At 41.2% G+C, this 23,765-nt stretch carries 22 protein-coding genes; 12 read left to right on the forward strand and 10 right to left on the reverse strand.

Going from position 1 to position 23,765, the window contains the following annotated elements; genetic code table 11:
* The 4 genes from J8M00_RS16405 to J8M00_RS16420 are packed head-to-tail and all read left to right on the forward strand — an operon-like array spanning window position 1 to window position 3,318.
* Window positions 1-978 carry a MipA/OmpV family protein gene (locus tag J8M00_RS16405; protein WP_211011620.1) on the forward strand — a complete coding sequence of 326 codons (978 nt, stop codon included), beginning with the start codon at window positions 1-3 and terminating at the stop codon, window positions 976-978.
* Entirely contained in the window at window positions 968-1,369 is a 402-nt protein-coding gene (locus J8M00_RS16410; protein WP_211011621.1) for a DUF3019 domain-containing protein, read from the forward strand. Before J8M00_RS16405 ends, J8M00_RS16410 begins: the two co-directional genes overlap by 11 nt.
* Window positions 1,369-2,058, forward strand: a complete 690-nt coding sequence (locus J8M00_RS16415) for a response regulator transcription factor (RefSeq protein ID WP_211011622.1) — start codon at window positions 1,369-1,371, stop codon at window positions 2,056-2,058. Before J8M00_RS16410 ends, J8M00_RS16415 begins: the two co-directional genes overlap by 1 nt.
* Before the next feature lie 6 nt (window positions 2,059-2,064).
* Window positions 2,065-3,318 (forward strand): ATP-binding protein, encoded by a 1,254-nt coding sequence (locus tag J8M00_RS16420; protein WP_211011623.1) that lies wholly within the window; start codon window positions 2,065-2,067, stop codon window positions 3,316-3,318.
* On the opposite strand, the gene arfB is transcribed toward J8M00_RS16420, so the two are convergent.
* The 6 genes from arfB to J8M00_RS16450 form a co-directional block, all read right to left on the reverse strand.
* Complete coding sequence (gene arfB / locus J8M00_RS16425) at window positions 3,308-3,721, reverse strand: alternative ribosome rescue aminoacyl-tRNA hydrolase ArfB (RefSeq protein ID WP_211011624.1); 414 nt, start codon at window positions 3,719-3,721, stop codon at window positions 3,308-3,310. The two genes, J8M00_RS16420 and arfB, sit on opposite strands and share 11 nt — an antisense overlap.
* A gap of 206 nt (window positions 3,722-3,927) precedes the next feature.
* Window positions 3,928-5,133, reverse strand: a complete 1,206-nt coding sequence (locus tag J8M00_RS16430) for an ABC transporter permease (protein ID WP_211011625.1) — start codon at window positions 5,131-5,133, stop codon at window positions 3,928-3,930.
* Window positions 5,134-5,146: 13 nt separating this feature from the next.
* Window positions 5,147-6,475, reverse strand: coding sequence for an ABC transporter permease (locus J8M00_RS16435; RefSeq protein WP_211011626.1), 1,329 nt, complete (start codon window positions 6,473-6,475; stop codon window positions 5,147-5,149).
* Between the two features lie 14 nt (window positions 6,476-6,489).
* Window positions 6,490-7,179, reverse strand: coding sequence for an ABC transporter ATP-binding protein (locus J8M00_RS16440; RefSeq protein WP_211011627.1), 690 nt, complete (start codon window positions 7,177-7,179; stop codon window positions 6,490-6,492).
* A gap of 9 nt (window positions 7,180-7,188) precedes the next feature.
* A complete protein-coding gene (locus J8M00_RS16445) occupies window positions 7,189-8,457 on the reverse strand; it encodes an efflux RND transporter periplasmic adaptor subunit (RefSeq protein WP_211011628.1) in 1,269 nt (422 codons plus the stop codon).
* Between the two features lie 399 nt (window positions 8,458-8,856).
* Entirely contained in the window at window positions 8,857-9,150 is a 294-nt protein-coding gene (locus J8M00_RS16450; protein ID WP_211011629.1) for a hypothetical protein, read from the reverse strand.
* A 144-nt stretch (window positions 9,151-9,294) separates the two neighbouring features.
* Between J8M00_RS16450 and nhaR the strand changes: the two genes are divergently transcribed.
* Window positions 9,295-10,191, forward strand: coding sequence for a transcriptional activator NhaR (gene nhaR / locus J8M00_RS16455; RefSeq protein ID WP_211011806.1), 897 nt, complete (start codon window positions 9,295-9,297; stop codon window positions 10,189-10,191).
* 35 nt (window positions 10,192-10,226) lie between these two features.
* Entirely contained in the window at window positions 10,227-10,511 is a 285-nt protein-coding gene (locus tag J8M00_RS16460; RefSeq protein ID WP_211011630.1) for a SelT/SelW/SelH family protein, read from the forward strand.
* Window positions 10,512-10,707: 196 nt separating this feature from the next.
* Here the strand turns inward: J8M00_RS16460 and J8M00_RS16465 are convergent, their stop codons facing one another.
* Together J8M00_RS16465 and J8M00_RS16470 are read right to left on the reverse strand one after the other, a co-directional pair.
* On the reverse strand, window positions 10,708-11,637 hold the full coding sequence (locus tag J8M00_RS16465; protein WP_211011631.1) for a hypothetical protein: 930 nt from the start codon (window positions 11,635-11,637) through the stop codon (window positions 10,708-10,710).
* A 314-nt stretch (window positions 11,638-11,951) separates the two neighbouring features.
* Window positions 11,952-12,860 carry a LysR substrate-binding domain-containing protein gene (locus J8M00_RS16470; protein WP_211011632.1) on the reverse strand — a complete coding sequence of 303 codons (909 nt, stop codon included), beginning with the start codon at window positions 12,858-12,860 and terminating at the stop codon, window positions 11,952-11,954.
* A gap of 132 nt (window positions 12,861-12,992) precedes the next feature.
* Between J8M00_RS16470 and J8M00_RS16475 the strand changes: the two genes are divergently transcribed.
* The gene (locus J8M00_RS16475; RefSeq protein WP_211011633.1) at window positions 12,993-13,454 is read left to right on the forward strand and encodes an OsmC family protein; all 462 of its coding nucleotides are present in this window, start codon (window positions 12,993-12,995) and stop codon (window positions 13,452-13,454) included.
* Window positions 13,455-13,462: 8 nt separating this feature from the next.
* Here the strand turns inward: J8M00_RS16475 and J8M00_RS16480 are convergent, their stop codons facing one another.
* A complete protein-coding gene (locus J8M00_RS16480) occupies window positions 13,463-14,617 on the reverse strand; it encodes a HAMP domain-containing histidine kinase (RefSeq protein WP_211011634.1) in 1,155 nt (384 codons plus the stop codon).
* Window positions 14,610-15,293, reverse strand: a complete 684-nt coding sequence (locus tag J8M00_RS16485) for a response regulator transcription factor (RefSeq protein ID WP_211011635.1) — start codon at window positions 15,291-15,293, stop codon at window positions 14,610-14,612. The genes J8M00_RS16480 and J8M00_RS16485 overlap by 8 nt, the downstream gene beginning before the upstream one ends.
* A 71-nt stretch (window positions 15,294-15,364) precedes the next feature.
* Here J8M00_RS16485 and J8M00_RS16490 point away from each other — a divergent pair, with 71 nt between their 5' ends.
* The 5 genes from J8M00_RS16490 (at window position 15,365) to J8M00_RS16510 (ending at window position 23,566) form a co-directional block, all read left to right on the forward strand.
* Complete coding sequence (locus tag J8M00_RS16490; protein ID WP_247687426.1) at window positions 15,365-17,137, forward strand: amidohydrolase; 1,773 nt, start codon at window positions 15,365-15,367, stop codon at window positions 17,135-17,137.
* Window positions 17,138-17,404: 267 nt separating this feature from the next.
* Complete coding sequence (locus J8M00_RS16495) at window positions 17,405-19,423, forward strand: HAMP domain-containing methyl-accepting chemotaxis protein (protein WP_211011636.1); 2,019 nt, start codon at window positions 17,405-17,407, stop codon at window positions 19,421-19,423.
* Window positions 19,420-20,664, forward strand: coding sequence for an ABC transporter substrate-binding protein (locus J8M00_RS16500; protein ID WP_211011637.1), 1,245 nt, complete (start codon window positions 19,420-19,422; stop codon window positions 20,662-20,664). The genes J8M00_RS16495 and J8M00_RS16500 overlap by 4 nt, the downstream gene beginning before the upstream one ends.
* Before the next feature lie 710 nt (window positions 20,665-21,374).
* A complete protein-coding gene (locus J8M00_RS16505; RefSeq protein ID WP_211011638.1) occupies window positions 21,375-22,553 on the forward strand; it encodes a S41 family peptidase in 1,179 nt (392 codons plus the stop codon).
* Between the two features lie 806 nt (window positions 22,554-23,359).
* Entirely contained in the window at window positions 23,360-23,566 is a 207-nt protein-coding gene (locus J8M00_RS16510; RefSeq protein WP_211011639.1) for a hypothetical protein, read from the forward strand.
* The last annotated feature ends 199 nt before the right edge of the window (window positions 23,567-23,765 follow it).

Here is a 23,765-nt window from a genome sequence, read left to right on the forward strand (position 1 = left end):
TTGAAACAGTTTTCTATTTTGCTATCTATCTGTTTTTACTTATTTAGTACTAACAGTGTTGCAAACTGCAATGAAAATGACGAACAGTGCGCCGAGATTGGACACTGGGAGCTTTCTGTTGCCGTTGGTGGCGGGATTGCGACAAACCCAGTGCGTGGTGGGGACAACATCCCACTTGTCATACTGCCCTACATTAGCTATTACGGCGACAAGTTTTTTTTCGACAATACCACCTTGGGGTTCACTTTTACTGAGCAAGAAAACTTCGATGTCAGTTTAATTGCGCAGCTCAATACAGAGCAGGCCTATTTTGAGCGCTTTCACCCAAGTAACATCCTAGTAAAAAATACTTTTACCGCTGAATCGAATGCCCCACCGGTCACACCTTCACCGGGTAACCCGACAACAGATCCCAATGACTCTGATGAACCAGGCATCGGAACTGACAATGGAGAAGATAACGGGGGAGATAGCGATGATAAAGAGGACAAAGAGCCCGTTCCTAAATCCATTACTATCGATAAAATAGCAAAGCGTGACTGGGCATTAGACTCTGGAATACTTGCTCACTGGTACTTCAAAAATGACGCAAAACTCACTTTTTCATGGCTCCATGATGTTACCAGTACATACCAAGGCCACCATGGCAGTATAGATTACAGTTTTGTTGTCCCGACAAACACGCAAAACCCTTCTCGTCTGAGAGTGAAAGTAGGTGCAGAATATAAAGATAAAAGCCTCGTTGATTATTACTACGGCATTAGTCAACAAGACACTCAGTCTGAGCACTTCCTCTACGAGGGAAAGGCGACAGTAAACCCGTTTTTGGCTGTGGCTTTCAATTATAAGCTAAACTCAGATTGGCAATTGAAATTCAGTGCAAGACACACTTGGTTGGGCTCAGGCATAAAGAACAGCCCACTTATCGAGCGTGATTATACCTCCAATATCTTTATCGGAGGGCTGTATGAATTTTAAATGGTCATGTGCGTTATTTATGTCTTCTTTGTTACTGTCTGTTATCAGTGTCAAAGGCCATGCTCAGCAGCCTAATAAAGCAACTCTTAAGATTAAACCTGTGGTGTGTATGGTAAAGTCCATAGGCCAAGTCTGTGAGATGACAATCGCTGTTGATTGGACAATACCCAGTGCACAGGATGTTTGCTTATACAAAGATAATGCGCCTTTGCAATGCTGGAAAAACCAGCGTAAAGCAAGAACAAATATCAGTATCGCAATATCTGAGGACATGTCATTTTCACTCAGAAACGAAAACATGCATGTTTTGGCTGAGCAAAAAGTAAAAATCAATGCGGCGGCAAGTCGAAAATATAGACGAAAATTAAAATCTGACTGGAGCTTTTTTTAATGGCTAAGGTAATCCTTGTTGAAGACGATGAAAGACTCGCAACCCTGACTGGACAATTTCTTGAAAGTAATAACTTTTCAGTGACTTTGGTGAATGATGGTGCAAAAGCTGTTGACGCAATTATACAGCAACAACCAGACATTGTTATTTTGGATATCATGCTTCCCAACATGGATGGATTTTCCATTTGTCGAGAAATACGCCAAGACTACTCAGGACCCGTATTATTTTTAACAGCGAAGGACAGTGATTTCGATCATGTTAGAGGGCTGGAAATTGGCGCTGATGACTATGTAATAAAACCTGTTGAACCTTATGTGCTACTAGCGAGGGTAAACGCCTTATTAAGACGCGGTGGAAAACAAGACGAGGGTTCTGATCATATTAAGCTTGGTCAACTTGAGGTAGACAAAGCCGCACGAAAAGCCTATTTAGCAGGCCAAGAAGTGGAACTAACCAGCTACGAATTTGACTTACTTTGGGAACTTGCCAACAATGCAGGACAAACACTAAGTCGCGAGCATATTTACAACCAAGTTGTAGGTAGAGAATACGATGGTTTAGATCGCAGTGTCGATGTGCGTATTTCTCGTTTACGTAAAAAACTCGGTGACAACCCAGATCAACCATTTAGACTCGTCACAGTGTGGGGTAAGGGATACCTATGCTCTAAATCAGCGTGGGATTAAGGCCATATGGTCCGCCTATTAGCAAGTCTCTATTTCTTTATTTTTGTCAGTATCATTGTCATAAACCAAAGCAGTGAATACATATGGCGAAACTGGGGCAACCAAGCCCCAAATGAGTTGAGCTATGCAACACAGGTCGCTGTTAATTTGAGAGATGTTTTAAACTCGGTAGGCGTTGAGCATTATGACCAGAAGGAAACTCTAAATATAATCAACATCAATGATGTAGCTTGGTTTCCAGAACAACGCATAGCACTTGAAAACGATGAAGTCGTGATATCATTTGATAGCAATGATAACTATCAACTGTCCATGCTGCTGTCCGACGATGAGAGCATCATTCAGCTTGGTCCATTTGCCCCTAGTCGCGCTTCTTTTTTCACTAAATATGGATTTAGATTAATCTCTTTCTCTGTTCTGGGCTTGCTATTAATTCTCTGGTTGCGACCACTTTGGCGAGATCTTGAGCAACTAAAAGTGATCACAGAACGTTTGGCGACGGGAAAACTTGATATCGCGACTAAGCCATCACGATTTTCGGCCATTTCAGCACTCACTCAGCACATTCAAAAGTTAGCACTGCAAACGGCAAGCCTGATGCAAAACCAAAAGCAGTTAGTAAATGCTGTATCTCATGAACTCAGGACGCCCCTTGCGAGGCTTAAATTTGCGCTCGCCATGCTTGCCCCCAAAGATCCTCAGCAAGTACATGCAATGAATCAAGACGTAGTCGAAATGGAGCTATTGATTGACGAAATGCTCAGTTATGCGAGATTAGAGTTTTCAGAACGTGAAATGACCAAAGAGCACGTCAACTTAAGTGAACTTGTACAGGAGCAAATTGATAAATCTGCCGCAACGTCCAGAAAACAGATCACACAAGCTGTGGAGCCAAATATCATTGTAAATGGTAATGAGCACTACCTCGCTCGAGTGCTACAAAACTTGCTGCAAAATGCAGAAAAATATGGCGATAAGCAGATATTTATAGAGCTAAGGGCTTTGCACCAAGGAGAAGTGATTTTATCAATATGTGACGATGGACCAGGCATACCGATAGACAAACGCAATAACGTCTTTAGCCCTTTTACGCGACTTGATACCAGCCGCAGTAAAGAAACAGGGGGCTTCGGATTAGGCCTTGCAATCGTCGCTAAAATCCTTGGCTGGCACAGCGGCAAGTGTTGGATCGAAGATTCCCAGTTTGGCGGCGCCGCGTTTACCGTTACATTGCCGACAATACAGAAGCTTAAAACTTAACCGAGCGTCTTAGCACCTTTGTTTGTGCCCTTTTATTTTTAGTATCTAAACGGCGCTTTTGAGAGCTTTTGGTCGGTTTAGTTTGTCGGCGCGCCTTTTCAACTTTGATAGCATCTAGGATCAATTGCTTTAGCCGATTAAGTGCATCCTCTTTGTTCTGCTCTTGAGTGCGAAAAGTCTGCGCTTTTATCACAATGGTGCCATCTTTATTTATCCGGCTATCTTTTAATGCCAACAAACGTTCTTTGTAAAAAGTGGGCAAGGTTGATCGCTTTATGTCAAACCGCAAGTGTATTGCAGAGGAAACTTTATTAACATTTTGACCTCCAGCGCCCTGCGCGCGAATAGCCGTCAGCTCAATCTCCCAAGAAGATAACTCAACATTGTTTGATAGTCGTAACATCTCAATCAACTAACCTTATTTGATACCTATTTATAAACGTGACAAATTGCGGCTTGCATAGCCATAAAAACAAACCAAAGCTTGTTATTGTTACGACGGTATTATAGCAAAACAAATGCGATAGAATGGACTAATTGGAGCAAATTTAGGTGCTAAGTATTGGGTATTTAATCTGTATTTCAGTAAAAATTAAATACCCAGATACATTAAACAGTACGTGTAGCGATAGCTGGAGACAACTGAGCGGCTCTAATAGCTGGATATAAAACAGCGACTTGCCCCAAAATTATGGTGCAAATACTGCCATATAATAGGTAGCTTAAAGGTATGGTACCAAGCTCAAATGCATTGCTAAACACATTGTTTAATACAATAGCTGCACATACGCCAATTAAGATGCCTACCAAGCATAGAACCACATTTTCCAAGACAAAATATCGGATGATCTGACCTCGACTTGCCCCCATTGCCCGCCTAATTCCGATTAGTTTAGTACGCTTGACAATGCTATATCTGGATTGCCCATAAATACCCAAGGCAGTCACGATCAATAGGCCGGTAATAACGCCAAATAGAGTCTTACTGGCAGCGTTTTCAGCACTATATGCCCGTGATTTAACTTCCATAAAGGTTTCAAAATTGTCAATTTTTCGGCCATGTAAAGACATCAAATACGCTAACGTTTGCGTCAAAATATCATCTTGTTGACCCGGTGCCGTTTTAACCACATAGTGAACTATGCTATCAGCTTCTTTTACTGGGGCTAAAACAGCATGCTCTACGACAACCCAAGACGGCCATGCTGCTTGAAGCGTACCTAACACGCCAACAACGCGCTGAGGCTGGTTATTGATGTAAATAGTCTTGCCAACTATTTGTTCCCACTGCTCGGAAAACAGAGACTTAGCAAGCGCTTTAGTGACCATAATATCGATCGCATTTCTGTAGCCTTCAGTGCGCACGGTCAGCTCTGCGCTGGGGCTAAACTCACTCCCTGCCACCAGCTCTAAACCAAACGCTTTTAACAGATTCAAATCACCTCCATAGTAACCCGAAAACGTGTCGTATTTGGTATCTGGGTTTACTGCTACTTCAACCAATCGACCCCAACCACTCAAAGGGATCCCCGACGATACTGACGCATTCTCGACCCCAGAAAAAGCGCGAATATTGGCAAGATCTTGATCTAATAGTGCAGGTTGTGCAGCTTCCTCTACTGGTAAGTTAGTCGCAACATAAAACACGTTTTGTTCATCCAGACCCGAAGCACGTGCGATAAACTCTCGCTTGTCAAAAGCGAGATAAATCGCATTCACGAGTATTGTAAAGGTAATCGCCACTTGTAGAATAAAAAGTAAAGCAGCCGTATAGTTGCTCTTCAGTGACTTGATAATAGGTAATAAATCCTTCATTTTATTATCTCCTTTACAAGCTCTTTAATTGAGTTGCTGGCTGAACATTAATGGCCTTAATTATGGGAAACATACCAAAAACTAAGCTTGATAAAATAGACAGCAATACTGTAGAAACCATCAACTCCGCACTCATCGTCATAATATCTTTACTCAAATGCGTATAAAGTTGGCTAGAAAGGAATAAACAAACCTGTGTCAATACTAACCCCAAGATGCCGCCAAATAACCCTATGGCACCCGTTTCAATCGTATATTGATGCACCAAATCAACGCTACTAGCCCCGACCGCACGACGTAAAGCCACTTCACCAGCTTTGCCCTGAAACTTGGTCATAATAATGCTCATGGCGTTTAATAAACACAGCGCAAAAAAACAGATTGAAAGCCAAACCGCGATTTCGCTATCAGTCGAAAACGCGCGTCTTTCCTTTAAATATTCAGTCGGAGACTGCAATTTGTTTAAAGTAGGTCTTTGAAAACGCCCCAATGCTTTTTGCTGTTCAACATACGACTGTAAAAAATCCATATATTCTTGCTTTTCAAGGTCGCTATTCAGTTGAACCCAGAAAAACACCCACACGCATTCAGATGCCCACAATGCTTTGACTGATGCATTTTCGGGATCTTTCCAGCATTCAAACGCCTGCACATTTGACGACCAAAGTTCCAAATTCAACTGCGTTTGAAAAGGGATAAAGATATCTCTTGGTGCTTTGAACGCACGCATGGACTCACCATAAAAGCGCGGCAGAATAAACCAGTCGTTTAACACACCGACCACTGTGTATTGGTGCTCGCCAAGTTGCACTACTCGTCCCACGGAATTTTGCCCATCAAATAGTTCTGCATTGAGCTTTTTTGAAATCACGACAACTTGCTCACCACTGTCATCGCTACTTTTAGGCCAACTTGAACCATACAAAAAAGGTACTTCAAACGAAGAGAAAAAGTCTGTGGTCGAGCTTCTTACGAAAGTCATTTTTGCATCAACTGCGCTTTGCTCAGGTAGTTTTAACATGTCTTTAAAACCAGCAATCGGGATATGTGCTTGTGCCTTATCATGATTAATTAGGTTAACAGCATCTTGCACTGACATATAAATAGGCGGGTTTTCTTCGTTTCGGTTACGATAAGCAGCTTCTGGGCTCCAGTTGTTTAACCTTACCAGAAATACTGAGTCCGACTTTGATGGTAAGGGATCCTTGGTCATCATATGATTGATAGTATAGGTAGTCATTGTGGCTGAAATACCGACGGCGATTACAATAACCGCCAGCAGACTCATATAGCGCGTTTTCCACAGGCTCAAAAAGGCCAGTTTGGTGTAGTAAGTTATCATAACAGGCTCACCTTCTAAGCTATCTCTTGAGCGCAGTGTTCTACTTCACTAATGACACCATCCTTTACTTCTATTATTCTGCTGGCTTGTGTTGCTTGGTCTAGATCATGCGTTACCATAATGATAGTAGTTCCTTGCTTATTGATTTCTTTAAGCAACGACATCACTCCATCTGCCATCTTGGAGTCCAAATTACCTGTTGGCTCATCGGCTAAGAGAAACGCCGGAGAGCCAGCCAGTGCTCTTGCAATTGCTACGCGCTGTTGTTGTCCCCCAGATAACTGAGCGGGAAAATGCTTTTGTCGACTAGCAAGCCCTACCTGCTCAAGGGCTTCTTCTACCCGCTGCTTTCTCTGCACAGTCGAGAGCTTTCTATAGCGCAAAGGCATTTCAACATTATCGTAAATATTGAGTTCTGGAATTAAATTAAAACTCTGAAAGATAAAGCCTATTTTCTCATTTCTGAGTCTTGATTTAGCTTTATCCCCCAGTGTAGAAACTTCCAAGCCATCCAGCCAATACTCTCCTTCACTGGCGTTTTCGAGTAACCCTGTAATGTTAAGAAAGGTTGTTTTTCCTGATCCTGACGGACCAACAACAGCGACAAACTCACCTTGTTTTACTTCTAAATCAAACGGACATAGCGCCCTCGTTTTGACCGTATCTGTACGATAAGTTTTAGCCAACTTGCTCATTCTTAACATACCTACCCCCTATTGAACGATTCTCACACTTCCTGCTTCATTGAATACGCTTAGGTCAGAAATAACCACTTTCTCGCCCATAGCCAGGCCAGAAATAACTTCAACTTGTCCTAAACTCCTTGAACCCAACTTGATTGGCTTTTTCACTGCCATATCATCTTGAACAACGTAGACATAGCGTCCACCTCCAGACTCAGTAAACTGGCCTCGAGGTAAAAAATGCACATTGTTTTTTTCCTCTAAAACCACACGGCTAGTCAGTCGTTGATTTTGTCTCAACCCTTTGATATTTTGATCTTTAAAGCGAATCTTTCCCTCTACTTGACCACTGACAATTTCTGGAGAAATGGCGGTGAGTTCACCCTGATAGGTGGTGCCATTGAGCATCAGTTCAGCCCCCATGCCTAGGGCCAAGTCATCGGCATAATTCTCAGGAATATTAACTTCCACTTCATATTGAGACAGATCGACAACGCTCAGTAACGGTTGGTTTTTAGTCACCGAGTTTTTTTGTTCAACCGTTAAATTCCCTACTATGCCTGATACAGGAGACACTATAGACAAGGCTGCCACCTGCCTTTGCAATTCGTTGACAATCACTTGCTGTGCCTCAAGCTCCAAGGCACGCGTTTTAATTTCGAACTTTTGACTTTCTTTCAATAGTGCAACTTCTTTAATTGCCAAGCGATGTTCTCGCTCTGCATTTTCCAAGTCATCTTTGGCTTTTTGATAATCAATATCGCTGACGACCTGATTTTTTTGCCCTTCTTCATTTCGACGCATTTCTCGCTTAGCTGCGTTTAAAGCTACTTGCGCTTTTCCAATATAATTTTCTTGTTCAAGATCTTGCTTTTTCACCTGAATTTTTTCACGCTCAAGCTGTGTTTTAAGGCGCGTTAGTTCAGATTGCTCTTGTGCTAGCAAGCTCGTCAACTCAGGGCTATCTATTAAAGCCAGCGACTCACCCAATTCAACAGTATCCCCGGGTGTCACTAGATAGGTCACAGTACCTTGAGCGGGGCTATACAATGTGGGACGTTTTGCGGCAACGACGCGCCCTTGAACAGAGATATCACGTACGAATTGGCCTTTTTGAACTTCTGCAATGCGAATATTTTCAATACGCACTGCACTCTTTCCACTGAACCAAATTGATAGTTGAGGTACTATCAAAGTAAAAAAAATAACGATACCAACAGCGATAGCCAAATAGAGCTTATAGTTCCTTTTTTTCTCTATTTGCGTGTCTTGAGCACTAGTATCCGATATATATGTCATGTTACTTCCTTGAGCATTATGTTACTGCTTTTCATTGATTAAAATACACAACCAGCCCCAAAATGTCACTTAAAATAAACATTTTATTAAAATATAATATATGTGAGGGGCCCCTTCACGTCCAAACACTTCTTATTTAACAAATTAATTAAAATAGTTGGGAGAAATTAGGACTATAGGAATATTAACATGAACGTCAACGATGAGTAATCAGCATTAAATATTTAATGCAACAGGTTAACAAACAAAGTGTTTGAGTACGTGATTTGATATATGAAGTGATTATAAAAGATGCAGCTTCCATGCCGCAGCAAGTGCTTGGGAGTTTCTATTCGCGCAATATGTTAAGAGGAGAAAACCCCATCTATTAAACGCTTTTTTGTTACTTAAATTGCGTGATCAACATAGCTTTTGCGTCAACACAGTCTCGCTATTGCTGACTGCACGACTGATAGCCTGAGCTAGGTTTTTGCCTTTTGCTTTAACAGATATGCTTGGTAAACCTGGTAGCAACACCTCAATACTGCATTGGGTCAGCGTGCCATGTAATTTTGAAGGTACGTCATCAATATGCACTTTTACCTTACGGATGTTGGTAACATACTTAGCAAGCTGGGTACTGATCATTTTTGATATTTTTGCTTTTGCCGCACTACCTAATGCTTTACCTGTCATTCTTAAGTTAAGTTTCATACTTTTGACCTCGCTCATAATTATTCATTTTTCACTACGCTCTAGTGAAATTAATGATTGCGCCGTTGATTTAAATCTACTAAGGTGGAAACAAAGATAAAAGCTGATTAAATCTTATTTAGACATCGAAATTAACGAAGTATGATGAATATTAACTACAACCACCTTTATTATTTCTGGCAAGTCAGTAAATTAGGCAGTATTGCCGCAGCGAGTAAGGTACTGCACCTCACACCACAAACCATTAGTGCGCAAATAACTAGCCTTGAACAACGGCTGGGAAAATCACTGTTTGTTCGGGAGGGAAGGGGGTTAAGACTTACTGAATATGGGCAACTTACCCAACAATATGCCAATGATATGTTTAATGTCGCGGAAGAGTGGCTGGAAACAACTCGAGGTGACCTTGATAATTTAAATCGCACATTGAAAGTGGGGATTTCGGATGCGTTGCCAAAGTCTTTGGTCTCAAAATGGTTGTCTCCCCTCATTAAACATGAACGCATTACCAATTTGCACTGTATTGACGGACAACAATCAGAATTACTGGCGCAGATGGCAACACACAAAATAGATTTGGTATTAGCAGATAAACCTCTGGATAGCTCCACACCGTTCAAAGCATTTTGTCACGAAATAGGTAAAAGCCAGTTGGGCTTCTACGGCAACTCATCATACTATTCTAAATTGAGCAAAAATTACCCTAACACGCTGAAAAACATGCCAATCATTCTGCCTGCTAAAGCAAGTCCGGTTACCAATGCTATCCAGTATTGGCTCGAAGACTTAGAGATTGAAATGTCTGTCGCGGGTCACGTAGACGATAGTGCCTTGATGAAATCACTGGGCCAGCAAGGGTTTGGTATCTTTCCGGCTCCACTGTCAATACGTGAAGAAATTGAAAGGCATTATGATGTGACATTTATAGGCAGTATTGAGAATGTCTACCAACATTATTATGCCTTTACACCTGATAGACTGATTAAAGACAGTATTTATTCAGAGTTTGTGCAAAATGCTCAGCGTGAAGGTGAATCATGATGTTGGACTCTGGCTCCTGTGGAAATTGAGAAAAAATGAATAAACCAAAAATCACAATTCACTATTGCGTATTGTGCCAATGGCTGCTTAGAAGCGGTTGGCTCGCTCAAGAGTTGTTATCAACATTTGGCCAAGATTTAAAAGAAGTTTCGCTCGCGCCAGCGAGCAAAGGTGTTTTTCAAATTTACTATGACAACGATCTTATATGGTGCCGTGTACAAGATAGTGGCTTTCCAGAAGCTAAAGAGCTTAAAAGGCGGGTAAGAGATAGACTCGATCCAAGCAGAGATCTGGGTCATATTGACAAACATCAAAGCTAACTTAACAGACGTCTCCCTTGTACTGTTCAGTAAGAGATGACAACAAATAGCTATTTGGGATGTGCTCAATCAGAATAATGTAATTATCAAAAATATGACTATTTTTTAGAGTTTAACTCATTGAATTTACTGTGCGGCACAATATCACTAAGAGCCGCACAGAGAACCACCTAAATTACATTCAAGGAGCGCTTATTTACCTACCCGCATCTCTTCGGATTTGCTCTAGCAATTCACCATCTCTGATCAAACGCTGCATCACCGCCTGTACATCTGAGCTGGTGGCATTGTCGTACATTGCTAAGATTTCATTGGCCAATTGTTGTTTCATTTCTGGATTACTTTCCCCAGCTTGGTAATACTGCCCCATTAACCCTTCAGCCGCCATTGTCTTCATATATTTGTTAGGCTCTTTTTCAATAATATCCTGCAAAGATTTTGCTATTCGACTATCCACCACTGGCGAATGAGCAACAACTTCAAGCGCTTGTACTTTTAGTTTATCATCAGCACTGTTTCTACTGATCTCAAGTACTGCGTCTACAGTTTCATAGTCGAACATTTCATCTTGTGTGCGATTTAAAATATACATATTCATCTGCAACTGGCCCATTGCCGACAGGCGCTCCTGTGGTGTGAGGGTTTGATCCAGCACCTTACCTTTTAAATCTTGACTGATTTTACTTGCAAACTCCGGGTCAGTTTTAAGTTTCAAATCATAGTCTTTAGGTAAGTCTTCATAGAATCCATATACAGGATTATCTTCATTTCTCTTTTGGCGTTCTTTGCGCTCTTTTTCTTCCAGCACTGCAAGGATGGCTTCTTCCATCACATCACTGGTGCCCCCATTCCCGTAAGCTTGATTCTCAATATCCAACAGGCGCTCTTCTAAATACTCAATACGTGCGATCAGTGCACTGCTATCCATCTCATCATAGCTGTTACTTTTAGAGGCTTCATTTACATGGGCAGGCTCATTAGATACCTGGCGGGTATTTACTGATGATTGATGCTGTTTGACTGGGGCAGCCTCAATGTTAGTTTGAGAAGAAAAATGACTATACAGCGTCAATGCGAATGCAGCTGATGCAACACCTAGTGCAATATTACTTTTTGTTTGAGACATCTTGTACCTACACCTACCTTTCAGGTCTAAAATTAACACGCTTCCTTGAGCCAACGAATAACGTTGTAATCTAATCTATATAGACAAGACAAACTGTTAAAAGTTGTACACTAAATTTAGCCATACTTCGAGGGTAAATTGCAAACTTTGGATAATATTAAAGCATTTTACTGATGATATGAGCATTTATCGCAACTCTGCATTTACTCCTCTAATCTACATAACATAATGAATTTACTACGTAGAACAATATTTATTTCAATCAAATAAGCTAAGATATTTGCGTTCACCATGTAGTGATAAAACCGTGCCGTTTATTCGTTATAAAAAACACATGGTCGCGAATCAGCAAATTGTAATTGCAGCCACTGAAGCAAAGATTGCAGCGCGTTGCTTTGATAAGTTTGATGGGGCGTTACCAGAAAATAGGAAAATGGCAATGCGATGGGTTCAAACTGCATTTTTTTCAAGGCACCTTGTTTTATTAACTCACTCGCAATAACGTGCCACCCTAACGCCACCCCCTGTCCATATTGTGCCGCTGTCAAAGTATGCCCCACTTGGCTAAAGCCTCTATTTACGGGTTGGCACTCCATATTAATTGACTGATATGAAAACCAATTACTCCAGTCAATATTCCCTGGTGCATCTTCTATACCATGCTGATAACTTAATAACTCAGCATTTTTACCTAACTCTTTTGAGTAATTTGGTGAACATACAGGATAAATCCATTCTGCGCCCAAGTGAGTACAGTTATATCCTTGATACTGCCCATGACCAAAATGCAAATGTGCATGCACATGGTGACGATTAAAATCAATTAGCTGATCTTGTGCAATTAGTTGTAACTCAATATGCGGAAATTGATGGTAAAAATCACCTAGCTTGGGGATCAACCAATGTTCTAACAATGAGGGGATCACCGCAAGAACAACACGCTCTGTTGTGTTCGCACGCTTGGTCGATTCAATACCAAATTCAAGTAGATTAAAGCCTTTGTTCACATGATCCGCTAGCAGCTCTGCTTCTTGTGTTAAAGTCACCCCTTTCGACTTGCGATGAAACAAACTCATCCCAAGCTGGGCTTCTAACAATTTCATTTGATGGCTAACAGCACTAGGAGAAATATGAAGCATACTCGCGGCGACAGTAAAATTAAGCTCTTTTGCCACGACAGAGAACGTATGTAATGCATTAAGTGATAAATTTAAGCTGCTCATGATATGAATTTAGCTCATTTCAATTTGAGCTATTATCGCTTCTCTTAATGCCGTGTCAATTACATACTTAAGTACAACTTTACTAAACCTTGTGAATAAAAAGTGTTCGTATCACTTTTTGAGGAGAACCCTATGTCTATCTATCAAGCGACTATTTTTTGGCAACGTCAATCAGAAGAGGCGTTTATTGATGCCAAATACAGTAGAGCTCATACATGGTCATTTGACGGGGGAGTCACTATTGATGCTTCTTCATCGCCTTCAGTGGTTCCGCTACCTTATTCAAAACCAGACAATGTCGACCCAGAGGAAGCATTTGTGGCTTCACTCTCTAGCTGCCACATGTTGTTTTTTTTACACTTCGCGGCCAAGTCAGGTTATATCGTGGAGTCTTATGAAGACAGTGCAACTGGCATTATGAGCAAAAATGCGCATGGAAAAATGGCGATGACGGAAGTTATATTAAAGCCTCGTGTTACATGGCAACAATCAAAAGAATCCATAGATAAACAGACAATTGACAACCTGCATCATCAAGCCCACGAGGCTTGTTTTATTGCGAACTCCGTCTATACCGAGATAAAAATTGAGTAGCGACTCACCTACCACGATACACGCAGCAGGTACCAGTCTCCCCTGTGCACTGCTGCTTTCCAACCAAAACACTCAGTTACTTGAGTGATGATTTTACTCCCAAGACCGTGTCCTGAGTTTGCTTGCATGCAACTTCGCTTATTTTCAAATTCAAAACCCTGTTTCAAACACCTTACCGTCAACTTTCCCTCGCCATGCTGGAGCGCGTTTTTTGCCACTTGGGTTAATAATAACAAAAAGAGTCTTGGCTGGATTGATTGCTCTGATAGCTGTTCCGTTTCTAGCAACTCAATTTCGAGACCCCGCTGTGCCCACAACTTTTGCCACCGAGACAACATAGGAAAAAGCGCTTTACATTCTAACTTAGCTTTGTTTGGCTGGCACAATAACAACACCGCATCCGCCGTCTCAGCCAACTCACGCTGCCCAGCCTCAAGTTCATCGATCACGTCCAGTGCATCAAGTGGTATATCATCAATTTGTTGGAGCCTACTAATGCTATTGTTTACTCTCGTGAGCGGTGTACGTACCTCATGACTTAAAAAAGAAGAAAACAAGCGCTCTTGCTGCTGTGCATGTCGTTGCGCAAACCTTGCCATTTTAAGTGAGGATTGGATTTCAGCTAACTCAACAAATCTAATTGTGTGCTCATTATCTTTTTCCAAGCTGCACTTTAGCACATTAATATCTTGGCTTATTGAGCGCCATATTCGCCACGCTAAAAACCCCGTAGGAAACAACATAAAGCCGCTCAAAATCAAAAAAATAGGCAACAAACTGGGCGAGTCCTGATGAGAGAAAAAATGAATAACGTACAGCGGCTCTCCACTGTGTCCTTCACTTTTGAGTACATACATATCCCCAGTTGCACTTGGCAGGAGAAATGTATGTTCAAACTCCACATCATGTGTGCTCAATATATGTTGAAACTCAACGGGCATATTAGCCAGTATACCAATATACTTCTCGTCGCTTATCACAGGCATTGATAATTGACCACTCAGCGCCAAATCTAAGTCCTGATACAGGTAGTGCTCAGTCGTGTCATCCCATGCAAAGTGATAAACCCAAGTTGCAACTTGGATCCAAAGGGCAATAAACACTACAAAAAAAATGCCTAGCCTGACTGTGAAATATCGCGCAAAGCTCTGTTGCTTAATCACCTTCGCTCCTTAGCACCACCCCCTGACTCTTGATAGTATGGATCAACTCCACTTCATCATGTTTAGATACATTGCGGCGCAGACGCGTTAACAATGATTTATACATATTATTGTTCACATCTTGATCAGGCCAGATATAGTCCAAGATCTGATCTTTACTTACTGGCATGGGGCTGTGGTTGGCCAGCAAGGATATAAGTTGCCACTGCTGCGGAGACAACACCAAAACTCGTTCGTTACGCTTCGCAATTTTCAAGCTAAAATCAACCTCTAAAGTATCTAATTTAAAAACCTCAGTGCGACTTGATGGCTTTTTTTGCGCTAATATCTTTAACCGAACAGCCAGTTCAGGTAAAGCAAACGGTTTAGTTATGTAATCGAGCGCACCTGCAGAAAAAGCAGCGAGTTTATCGTCAAGTGATGTGGCGGCAGTACAAAATAATACCGGTACACCTTGACCCAATATCTGTGTAGATAGCAAACTCAAGCCACTGCCATCGGGCAGATCCATATCGAGGATCACGGCGTCATAATTAATATATTCCCTTGTTTTAGCAGCTATTTCTTTTGCACTCGAAATAGACGTGGCATAATCCACCTCGATATCCTCGCATTGCAAAAAGTCAATTAATTGGGCTGCCAAGGAAGTATCATCCTCTACCAACAAAACGAGCATAAAACCTCTACACTGTTACCTTGTGGTTACCATGCCACTGATATTGTAGTGCCATCAAACAGGAGTCAACTATGCGAGTCACAAATATGTCTTTAATTCCGTTATTAGTAGCTGGCCTATGTATGTCAGGGTGTAATTCAGATTCAAGTTCTGGAGCTAATAATCCCACAAATGGCAATACAGCAAACAGTACAACAGCTCTGCCTCAACAATCGCAATCGCAATCGCAATCGCAACCAGAACAAACACAATCGACAATGGTCTTCACCAATGGCCGTATTTATACTGTAAATGAAAAAACCCCTTGGGCTCAGGCAATTGCAATAACCGATAATAAAATTGTATTTGTCGGAACCAGTGATCAGGCACAACAATATATCGGTGACAATACCCAAGTTATCGATCTCAAAGGCAAAATGGTCATGCCTGGGTTTCATGATGTTCATATGCACCCTCTGGAATCAGGCTCTGACGCAACCCAGTTTACAATTCCAGAAGCCACTTCAGCGCAAACCTACATCAATTTAGTTGCAGAAGCCGCTTTCCAAAATCCGAATGCCGAATGGCTAATTGGTTACGGACACGCTATTGGCACACTATTAGAAATGGAAGATAACCCCATTGCCGTGCTGGACGAAGCGGTCCCTAATCGCCCAGTAATTATTATGGAGCAGACGTCACATTCCATGTGGGTAAACAGTAAAGCGCTTGAATTAGCAGGGCTTCATTCTGAAAGTCTAGACCCTATTGGCGGCGTAATTGGCCGGGATGAGCAAGGTAATCTGGATGGTATTCTCTACGATAATGCAGGAAACCAGGTCATGGAGCTTGCCATGCGCTCACTCACCAATACCCAGCAAAACGACTATTTGGGACTGGTAGAGTATACAATGCCGGCACTTAACAAAGCAGGGATCACATCGATTAGCGATGCTAGAACATACTGGCAGCGTGGGCACTTAGAAACTTGGTTAAAAATAGCAAATGAAGATAAGCTCACACTCAGAACACATTTGGGCTTGTGGGCATATCCTCAGATGAATGATGCCACTCAACTAAGTAAACTTAAGTCTCTCTACCAAGCAGATCCCACGAGTTTGCTTAAGGTTAATCAAGTCAAATTTTATGTCGATGGGATATTGATCAATACCACAGCTGCAATGCACGAACCCTATCACCAAGATTGGTTAGAATTGGATGGAAACAAAGGGCTCAATTACTTCACACAAGCTCGTTTGGAGAAGTATATAAAAGCACTTGAACCAACAGGCTTTGATTTTAATATCCATGCAATTGGAGACAGAGGTATACATGAAGCGCTCAACGCCATAGAAAATGCTTCTTCTGGCACAGCTCGACACAGATTAACGCATTTAGAAGTTGTTGACCCTGCTGATTACACCCGTTTTGCCAAACTTGGTGTAATCGCTGATGCGCAGGTTGCAGGTGACTTTACCGACCCAAGTCACTGGCCAGAAAATACCCCTTTACTTGGTAGCGAGCGCTCTCAAGATTTAGTGCCAATAAAAAGCTTGGTAGACAATAATGCAACCCTCACATTATCTAGTGATTGGAATGTAAGTCCATTTAACCCCTTTATTGGTATCAGCAATGCAATGACGCGCACACCACAGGCCATTACATTAACGCAAGCGCTTGAGGCCTACACGCTTAATAGTGCCTACGCCATGCGACAAGAACATCTGGTTGGTAGCCTTGAAGTCGGTAAACTCGCAGACCTGATCGTATTAGATAGAAACTTATTCGACAGTACGGTAAAAGAAATAGCCAATACCCAAGTCGTGATGACGCTACTTGATGGTGAAATCGTTTATCAAAAATAAGTAACACTTTAATAAGGGGCGTAAGCCCCTTTTATTACATCAAAGCAACAACCCCTCCGTTAAAATCAGTTTTGATTACCACTAAATTACGAATAAAGTCACTTTTTTACTCTTACAACACAGACTAAACACTTACTCAACAATCTGATTGCGATAAATTACATTTTATTGTTTAAATATACTGAATAAAGGCTAGGTTCTTTTAAAATAGACAGTGTTACCATTGCGCAAAATTTAAACCTGTATTATCTATAAGTTACCCATACCATGTTCAAAGCATCCGTAATATCAAGAATATCAGTCGGATACACGGTAGTTCTCCTGGCAATGGTTGCCATCAGCGTCTTTTCTCTTTTCAGAATGTCTGAGATCAACAGTAATTTGAAAAAAGTAACACAAGTAGCTCAACCAATTGATATAAAAGTAAATTCTGTAGAAAGCAAGCTGGACCAACTCAATTTATCTGTTTATCAGCACTACCATGCAGATACCATTTCTGAACAGCTAAAATTGGAAGGTTCCATCAATGCATATCAGAAAAAGATCCAGCAGCAACTTGATGAAATGGCTAGATTGTTTGCCGATCTGCCAAATAATGATGAAAAGCTACACGTCGTTGAACAGTTTGAAACCAGCAAAGCGCAAGTATTTAATGCACAAAAGAAATCAATGAATGTCGCAAGTGCCGCGCTGAAGAACAAAGCCACCTTAGAGCAGTACCAGAGTCAGATCCGCCAGCTAGATGAGCAGCTGGGGAACATAACAGAACGATATAAGCGCTACAGACAAAATCAGCAAATTACAGCATCTTTGAGCCAGCTAAGGTACGGCATTTCCATCGCAAAACAGTATTTGCTTATCAACAACTTACAAGAGCTTCAAGCACTATCAAAAGAGTATAAACTGTGGCTAGATGATTATGTAAAAAGTGGCTATCAGCTGCAAACACTGTCGCCAAATACCACATTACAGCGCAATATTCTTACGCCAATGGGGGCAGTCGCCACTGAGCTGGCTTGGATCATAGGCAAACAAGATGGTATCAAATCACTGCAAAGCAGTTACCTATCAAGTAAAAATGTGTTGATAGACAACCTAAGTCAGGTAGAAGCCGGTTTACTACAACTAAAATCTGATATGGCACACATTAGCCAGCTTAGCCAAACCTTTAGTGCAACTGTTGAGTCACAAACCACCGCTTCGGTTGAATCTAGCTTCACTTGGATTTCTTTGGCGACACTGACCACCCTCATGTTTGGCATCTTAACGGCCTTTTATATTACCCGCAGTATTAGCCGACCATTGAAGCAAACAGTGGCTGACATCGAAAAACTGGCGACAGGAAACCTAGGAGAACAAATTACGATCGCTGGTAAAGATGAATTCGCGCAACTTCGCCAATCGCTGCAAAGTCTACGGGTTGCTTTTGTTAATATCATTACTGACATTAAAACCCAATCCGAACACATTAATGAGTCAGTTGATACTTTATCGACCAGTGCCCAACACACCACCGCTATTGCCAATCAGCAAAAAGATCAAACGACTCAAGTTGCCAGTGCAGTTCTTGAAATGACAGCAACCTCCAGTGAAATCTCAGATACCGCCGAACAAGCCACCCAACTTATGGCTCATGCAGATGCACTAGCCACTCAGTCGCAGGGGTTAGTGCTTGAAAACCAAACCCTCAGCGAACAGTTACGCGGTGATATGACCTCTGCAGCAGAGGTTGTTGCATCTCTTGACCAAGAGTGCCGTCAAATTCAAGAAGTTGTCAATGTCATCGATACCATTGCCGATCAAACCAACCTGCTGGCACTCAATGCAGCCATAGAAGCGGCTCGTGCAGCTGAGCACGGCAGAGGATTTGCTGTCGTTGCCGACGAAGTCCGAACGTTGGCGATGCGCACACAGACCTCCACTGAACAAATTCAAAGCAAGATTAACCAGCTCCTTTCTTCTTCGGAGCTCGCTGTAAAAGCGCTTCACAGCTCTGTTGAGAACACTGAATCTTGCACGCAAATGGCTAGAGAAATTGATATTCAGATCAAAGAGTTTGCGCAGGGCGTAAGCAATGCACATCAGTTAAATGAAGTCATCGCCGAAGCGGCCAAACAACAACATATTGCAGCTCAGGAAATCAGTACCAGCATCGAAAACATCGATGGGTTGTCGTTACAGACACTAGATCAAATTCAACATAATAATGCCGCAGCCACAGAGCTGGATAAAGCTTCTGGCGCTCTTGTATTGATGAACGAACAGTTTAAGGTGCAATCAAAATGATCAAAGCTAGACTAATATACCTCATTGTTTTTCTGTTTGCTTACCCAGCTTTTGCCAGTGCCAAGCAACAACTTGATCTTTATACATGGCGCCAACAAGAGCTGCTGCTATGGGACAAGATCAATCGCCAAAACCTTCTTAATGACATTCAAGTCAATGTAAAAGTCATCGACTTTGATACTTATCAGGCACATATCCAATTAGCGGTTCAAAATCGTCGCGTCGACCTATTCCAGTGGATGCCAGGGGCTGCTGCCCTTGCACCATTGATTGAACACGGCGTGATCACAGCACAGTCGACTCCACCTGATTCTATTAACCCAAACGCACTACCTGCTGCAACTGGTGCTGATTCTAAAATCTATGGTGTCCCATTTGCCATGCAACTTGAGGGCATGTTGATCAATCAAAAGTTGCTCGCCAAACATGGTCTAACAGTTCAGCCTCGCACCATATCGCAATTGGAAAGTTTATTTGCACAACTTAAAAGCCACAATGTGACACCACTGCAAATGGCTAGTGACCAATGGTATCTGTCTCAAGTCGTTGCCGAGGTCATGACTGCGGGTCTACTCAACGCCTCTCGCGCTAAAGAACTTATAGCTGGTCAAGCATGTTTTACCGACTCTGACTACCTCAAAATACTCGAAACATTAAAGCACTGGTATGCTAAAGGCTACATCAACCAAAATGTTTTAACACAAGACTATCACGGTATGGGGACCAGCAAAGCGCTGGGGAACTCGGCGATTGCACTAGATGGTGGCTGGCGTGCAGGGCCAAACTCTGTTTTCTACCAAGTTGATAAAAGTTACAAAGTTGATTTTTGGCCAGTACCAGGCGAAAGCGGACATTTCTATGGATTTGCAGATGGTACCTATCAAATCAATGCGAAAAGCAAGCAGGCAGAACTTGCTCAAAAAGTGCTACATTTTACTACCACTAAAACATTCGCCAACTTATTTGCCAACACGCTAAATGAGATCCCGGCTTACGGAGGACAGGTGCAAATTAACAGTGCAAACTTGCGTGCTCAAGCAAAACTGCTTAACGAGCAAAGTTATGATGCGAGCTTATTTACCGCACCTTCGTTAAATCAAGGTATACCTAGTTACCAACAACTTGTTGCAGAGGCCATAAAGCAAGTATTCTCTGGTAATTCACCACAACAAGCAGCGGCCCATATTCAAAAGGGGTTAAACAGTTGGCACTACATAGGAGAAGCTAACTGCCAACTTTGAAATATTAATGGGCCGGCTTAATTCACTGGCCAGCCCATTTAAATAAAAAAATCCAATAAATAAACATTGACTGTTAAACAAACCAATTATAAAAATGGAAATACATAAAATACAAAAAGCAAGGATTACGCATGTATTTCAATAAAAACAAAATAAATAAATTAATATCTTTTTCATTACTTTTCTCTTCAAACTTTGTATTTTCTTCACAAAACATCCAACCATTAAGCACTACTTATGATAAGGCCGTGATTCAAGACATTGCTGAATTTGCTGAGCTAGTACACAGAATAAGATATTTTTATCCAAGTGAAACAAATAATGCGACGCAATGGGAGTATTTTTTATAATATAGTATATCAGAAATACTAAAGCTCCCCACTGAAGATCGCTTAGAACATGGCTTAAACCTACTAAAATCAGTTACTCCATTAATCGAACGCGAAAAGAGCAAACTACCTGACTTAAAAGAGTCCGAACAGCTTTATCACTGGATAAACTTTGGGCCTCGTCAATACAACTTTTTCTTTAGAGTAATATTAAAATCTGACCCACAATATATTCCAGCGCCAAATGCGCTGGTTTACTCCGATTGGTATAATGGACAGGAACTCCACTGGCCACTATTTAGCCGTAAACAAGATCTTCATCTAGGTAAGGTTCATCATTCAATTGACGGGCCAGTATCATTGGAAGACCCTGCGACATGTATGGCAGCTGTAAGCTCCATCTGGGGTGAAATACATCATTTTTGGCCTTATTTTGAGCAAGTATCAGTAGATTGGGAATCAAGCCATGTCGAGTTACTCAATGGGTGTTTGGGTGACATTGATAAATTAGAACAAGTAATAAGAACTGAGTTTACTAAGCTTCAAGACAACCATGTATGGGTCGGGTTACCCAGAGAATATCGTGAATCAAACTTCTATCGACTCCCCCTAGATATTGACCATATTGAGGGAAAAGCAATCGTTACTAATAAAACGTCATATTTAACGCTACAAGCAGAGATAGGCGATGAGCTTATTTCAATTGACGGTACGCCTACCGATAAACTCATTGAAAATTATAAAAACCAAACACTTAAAAGTGTACATAGAGCTGAAATCATGGCCACTCGAATGTTACCAAGGCTGTATAATGCACCACAGCTCGTTGACCTAGAATTCAAAAAGCCTGACGGTCGAGTCATCACAACTTCAACGGCATCAATACACGACAACGTAATAGGTCCATTTAACAGACCAGCAAAAGACGGCTCAGTCATTCAGCAGCTAGGTGATGGAATAACAGTATTCAGGCCCCATAAACTGTCAAACCATGACGCACTGCAGACCGCAAAGCTAGCTTTAGCAGACAGTCACGGCGTGATATTGGACATGCGTGGATACCCATCTAACCTGATGTTGACCAATCAAGCTCTGGGCATGTTCACTGACAACCCCCTGAAACTTGGCGAATTCTCATTTTTTATCCAACTATTGCCAAACCGAGAACAAGCATTCAAAGCTGAACAACTTTCACCCACACCAGCTACACCACAATTATTTAATGTCCCGATAGTAGCAATGGCTGGACGCAATAACCAAAGTGCAGGAGAACATATGATGCAATGGGTTCAATCAATGGGTATACCTATTGTAGGTGAGGTCACTGCTGGTATTAACGGCGAACACGTCCATGCTCAATTATTTGGTGGCCATGCAAATGGAGGGATTTCGTTTCGATATACCGGATCTTTATCCAATCAATTCGATGGCAGTAAGCTGATTGGTGTGGGTATTCAGCCAGATATCCTTACACCTATTACTCAAGAGTCGATTCAACAGAGTCGAGATATACAAATGCAAGCAGCGATTACGCAGCTTAAACGTATGATGCAACATTAATTCTGTACGAGCTAGACTGTCTAATATGGCAGTCTAACGCTCAGGCTGCATTAAATTCCTGCTAACTTTAGGTTTGCATTTTACAAATGCCACTGAGTATTTTCTTTACAATGCAATTTATATAAATATAAAGATAGGCGTGTAAAGATAAAATGAAGATTCTACTCTCATAAACATATAACCTAAACACACCTCGAAAGGACAGCTAACCAACCGAAATTCAGTTGAAATTAGCTTTGGTAAGCATAGACAAAATTCGCTAAAAAACTGAGAGAAATTAGAAAAAATCATGAAAAAACAGTGACAAGAGATATAAAAGCTCGCCTTTATTCACAAAAACTCAACGCCCACTAGTACACTAACAAAGCGTATGTCGCCCACACCTGTATAGATCACTAATGATATCTATTTCGGACTATTACCTTAAATTGAGTAATTAAATACTCAACAAAGCGAGAAGAATTCAATCAAAAGTTTGACTCAGCAACTAAAAACAACCACAAAAGCTTAATCGCAACCTTATAGATTCAAAAATGGCTATTAACTTCCTGTTATTAAACCTCACATAATCATAAACCATGCTAACAACATTAATTGAAAATTAAGCACAATTCATATCATGAAAAACTCCTCAACAAAAAAGAAACTCTTTAAAACCTTAAGAAAACTAAAATCTCATTTATGAAAAATTTATAAAGCAGTGAAAAACACAAAAAAACCTAAAGAAAACTATTTACAACATAAAAAAACACCTCTAAGGTAATAACCAACACAATAAAGTGTTTTATAAAAATTAAGGATTAATAATGAAGCTTTCTCTAAATAAGAAAAAAATCAAATCTCTAAGCCAAGACAACAAGCAGCTTCCTAATCAAGCTACACCAGCAATTGCTGGCGGTCGCCTTACTGATAACTGCACAAACAACTACTATTCTAATAAATTTCAAAACTGTAACACTTTAATCCATACCGATCGCAATCAAACGGCTTGTTGCCCATCTGCTGCATGCTAAAATACAATTTCAAGTAAACTTTAAAATAAAAAGAGATAATTTCAGTTATAAAATAGATTTATCTCTTTTTAAATTACCTTCCCAGCTTTATAAAACTACCAATTTAAAACCACATTAAATCTAAAATTAACATTTTAGGCTGAGACATTTAGATAATAAGTAGAGTTTGGCTCTGGCTATAATCGGTTTAGAACATAAT

This window comes from Pseudoalteromonas luteoviolacea, from assembly GCF_018100925.1.
Taxonomy (GTDB): Bacteria; Pseudomonadota; Gammaproteobacteria; order Enterobacterales; family Alteromonadaceae; genus Pseudoalteromonas; species Pseudoalteromonas obscura.